Origin of the sequence: Apilactobacillus kunkeei (assembly GCF_005930975.1) — a bacterium.
Classification (GTDB): Bacteria; Bacillota; Bacilli; order Lactobacillales; family Lactobacillaceae; genus Apilactobacillus; species Apilactobacillus kunkeei_E.
In genome coordinates this window covers 1-4,534 of record NZ_VBSE01000027.1, presented here as the reverse complement: position 1 = coordinate 4,534, position 4,534 = coordinate 1, and the positions used below count along the sequence as shown (strand labels likewise).

Here is a 4,534-nt window from a genome sequence, read left to right as displayed (position 1 = left end):
GATGCGAAAGATGTACATGAGATTGTTCATCACAATGGATTCATGGACTCAATTAGACGTGTGCAAGAATGGTTTACGTCTAAAATGAAGCGTGAATCGGACAAAGCAAAAGAAAAGCAAGAAAAGGCTGAACAAGCTCGTCAAGATGCTGAAAACGGCAAAAATAACCTTAAAACCCTAGCTATGAACGTTTCTTACTCGCTTGATTTACGTGGTCGTGTTGGAAAGTCAGAGGATGCAAAGTTGGCCGATTCCGAATGGTACAATAAGGTTTATGACGGCGAGATAATTAAAACTAAAAGCGGAAAGAAACCGTCGATAGGAAGCCTTATTTCACTTTCGGTGAATAGAGCGGCATCTCACAAGCTAGCGACATTGAACGATGAGATGGCTCGCATTAATAAGGAACGTGAAGAAGAAGAAAAGAGGAAGAAACGCGAACAAGAAATTGCTCAGAACACAAAGAAAATCCACCGCAAACAAGCTGATAACGACCTTGAACTGTAAATGGGGCGTGACGGCGGAGCCGTCCGCCAAAAGACCACTCACAAAATGATTACAAATAAAAAAGAGTACGGATAGCGAACTTCTATCTGAACTCTTTTTTGTTTCAAAAGGGGTTAAATTTTTCAGTTTCAGGAAAAAGTTACATCTGGAGAAGAACTCTTGGACCCGGACCCAAAATGCCAAAAAATTCGGTTGCTACTTCGGGGGCCTGTCGGCTGTAACGCGCACGCGCGTTACGTTTAACTCCGTTAGAAGCCGACAGGCTGGCCCCCTTTCAAACAACCAAAATCTTGGGTCCATGGGTCAAATTTTCCTACCTTGGACCCAAAACGTGGACCAAAAAAATAACACGCTATGAAATTAATCATAAGCGTGCTATAATTTATGTATCGAATTCATTGAATCAGTCGACCAAAACTTTCAATGAATTATCTATATTATCTATATCAACAATTATATTATAACATAATAATGTTGATTACAACAGTTTAAACATATAATACATAGATAATTTAGGTGATGGTCTTCTGAGATGAGTTCGAAAAAAACTGATTGAAAGAAGGCTTTTTATTATGGCTAAGCCAAATAAAAACAAAGAATCAAAGTACACAATGATGGCATTTCAAGTCAACTGGAAGTTTGATACGGACGTTTCAAAGAATCCTAACAACGTCAAACGAACAGTTGCTGAATGGGTAAAATGGCGAGAAGAAATGTTTAAGGACTATTACAAGCAAAATAATGACTCAGTGGTAAGCATTACATGGATTCTACATGATAAGGATATCCAACTGGATACCGCAAATGATGGTGAACCCGTGACCGACGAAGACGGGAACGTGGTGCACAAGCCAGCTCACATCCATGGCATCATTGAATTTAAGCATAACAATCGAAAAAGAACATCATCCGTGATGAAGGCATTGCAGGTTTCACGTATGCAAAACATTCGAGGTATCAACCTTAAGAAAGACACGGTAGCTAGTGTCTACCGCTATTTAATGCACATAAGTGAAACTTCGATTGGTGAACCCACTAAACATATTTATGGTTTCGATGAAGTGCATACCATCGGCGATATCAGCTACAAACAAGCTTTAACAATTGATACTAAAGACCAAGCGACGAACTTTATAAAAGGTATCGCTAGGACTTTTGGTATTGATTTATCTTCATCAAACAAAAAGAACAAAGGAATCCTTGAAAGCTTACTTGACGGTGATTTAATCGGTCAGTTTTATACTCAGGTTTTAACGGCAATTAGTCAAGGCACTGTGACCTATGCTCAAGCATCGGAATACGCTAAAAACCTGATATACAAGACATTATCAGCTTACAAGAACGATAAAGGTGAACAAATTTATACACCTGAAGTAATGACTGATATCTATCATGTTTTCTGGATTCGATATCGAGGTCCGTTTAGAGATGCATCGGATGAATACTTGCTTAAGCGCAGTGCTTATCTAAAGCACGATATCGTCAACAAACCTGATGACATCATGTTTTCACCTTTGGACGACCCAGAAGACCGAAACCTGACCAACATTTACATTGCTGGTCCTGCCGGTACTGGTAAGTCACAACTGGCCAAGTACTTAGGCATGGAGTTGGATACCTTGGGGCATGGTATCCATAACGCTCCCGCACCAAGTGCTGGGAAGACTTTCGATTTCACAAACACTTACAATGGCGAAGATGTTACGGTATTGAATGATATTGATGCCGGTGCATTCGAGTATCGTGAGTTTTTCAACGTGTTTGACTTGCATCAACGAGCTCCAATCTCAAGCCGTAACAACGACCGTGATTGGTTTGCTCATTATGCGTTGCTAACGAACTCGATGAGCTTGGGCACATTCGTCTATGACATGGTTAAGTTTTCAAAGGGTAGTAGCAAATACTTCACTTCAGATGATGGTGAGTATATCGTTAACCAGAAGCAACGACGTGCCTTTAACGATTTGATGATTCAGGCATTGCGACGCATTACCTTTTACGTGGAAGCGAAGCCAAGTACTGCAGGGCATGGGGCGTCATACTATGTGTATATCTATCATAAGTACCGTCAGGCCAGAGATACTGACGTGCTAACAGATTACGCGGGCCATTGGCTAGCTAAGATATACACGTGTGAGGACGTGACGTCGCCTGCCGATATGACGAAAGTTGCTGAACAAATCGGTAACGATATGAAGCAATATCTGTCAGCGATGAAGAGTGGTAATGATGCTAAAGCATTCATGCTGGCGACTAAGCCAGACGCATTATCTAATGGGTATTACATGAATGATGCAGGCACAGTTATGGATGATGCCTACGGATATGAAAGTGATGATAACGATAAGTTATTATCACTTGAAGATTTGAACGATGGGCATCAGGTTTGATGCAACAAAAAGATAGCCAAAAGGCTGTCTTTTTTTTGTTGCGTGTTTGGGGAAAATAGGTATACCTATTTTCCCTAAGACGAATCCAATTTGATACCAAAGTATCAGATTGTGATGATGTATTAGTGTTTTGTGAGTGGACACAGTATTGATAAATGCTGATTATATTAATCACAGTGTGATTAATTTTGTCCACGTGCTAAATTTAGGGGTGTTGCATGCTATGCTACAACCATAAATTTTAAAGAGGATAAACCCTTGTGGTTTATCCGTGGAAAGCCCCGCAGGGCCCGTACATTCTCCACGCAGGGGAGAATGGGTAAAGGGCTACCTATTTTCCCTCGGGGGAGCTTCGCTCCTCAGGACCCGAGGTAAAGTAGGTTGGGTTTCCGTACTTGATTGGAGATGAAAAGCATGCAAATCACAGCAACTGCACAAGTTGAATCGCAGAAAAAATCGGGAAAAAATGGCTGGAATGGCATAGCTAAACATGTCAACAGACAGCTAAAAAATGAAAAGAATATCACGATTAACGATGAATATACGAGCATGAATCGCTTGGGTACGATTGCTAATCGCCAAAAGACCTTAAACAAGATTTTGATGCCATATATCAAAGAGCGTGATTCAGCGTATTCGAAGAATAGCAAGAAGCGTTATAACGATGTATCTGGCTATTTACAGGCTAGTAAGGTCGTTCCGGACAAATTGTATCTGGCAACCTACGGCAACAAAGAATCTAAAGAACAAGCCGTCGATGCGATTGCAAGAGCGAGGAATATCAGTAATGAAGATGCTCGCTTACAGTATTTAGATGCTTGCGGTAGAGGTCTTGAGAAGTATGCGGATAGCTTTAATCGTCGCCACTCAAATATCACGGTTGGCCATTATGGTGTCCATGTCGATGAGGGCGGTGCCCCACACATTCACATGCAAGCCTTCGCACATGGCACTACCGCCAAAGGTAAGCCATCTTTGAAGTTTAACGAAGGCGTTATTGCTGAGCTTTCGCAAGACGACACCGTAGGTAAGACCGCTGATGAATTACGTAAACTGAAGACTGGAGAATTAATGTCATTGTTCAGAAGTCGAGAAGACCCGGAATTAGTTCGGGTGGTAGGAGCTGACATCTCCAAAGAATTCGCAGATGTGCCGGAATTACAGTCTATCAGTATGGCTAGGACTGGTAAGACTGGACATCTATCAATGGACGAATACAAAGATTTGAAATTACATGAAGAAGCACTTACTAATGCCGAGATTGCTAAGCGCGATGAATTGCGAAAAGAACAAGAAGAGCTTGAATACAAGAATTCAGAACTGAAAGAAGATAATGCATCGTTAGCTGATGCATCGAATGCTATTGAAACTAGGAATCGTAATCAGCTTGTATCTGATATGTATGAGTTGGTACAAGATATTCAAGGTACGGGATACAAAATGATTCCAGCAGGCCTCACACAGCCAGAATTTGAACCTAAGGTCATGATTTACAACATGCATCCTAATCACCATAAGTCTGATGAACAAAAAGATGCGGATGAAGCATTGGCGACAGCCGATGCGAAAGATGTACATGAGATTGTTCATCACAATGGATTCATGGACTCAATTAGACGTGTGCAAGAATGGTTTAC

Annotated in this window: 3 protein-coding genes; all 3 read left to right on the top strand. The window is 41.2% G+C overall.

The window, feature by feature from the left end; all coding sequences use genetic code 11:
• On the top strand, positions 1-507 hold a 507-nt coding region (locus tag FD688_RS00125; protein WP_225426071.1), incomplete at its 5' end, for a hypothetical protein.
• 572 nt (positions 508-1,079) lie between these two features.
• Positions 1,080-2,897: a Rep family protein gene (locus tag FD688_RS00120; RefSeq protein ID WP_138741313.1), complete on the top strand. Its 1,818-nt coding sequence runs from the start codon at positions 1,080-1,082 to the stop codon at positions 2,895-2,897.
• A 930-nt stretch (positions 2,898-3,827) separates the two neighbouring features.
• Positions 3,828-4,534 (top strand): hypothetical protein (locus tag FD688_RS07335; protein WP_190242841.1); only part of this gene is annotated, 707 nt, incomplete at its 3' end.

Excerpts from the sequence above, each read along its gene's own strand:
- FD688_RS00120 (WP_138741313.1), top strand. The coding sequence starts at position 1,080 with ATGGCTAAGCCAAATAAAAACAAAGAATCAAAGTACACAATGATGGCA.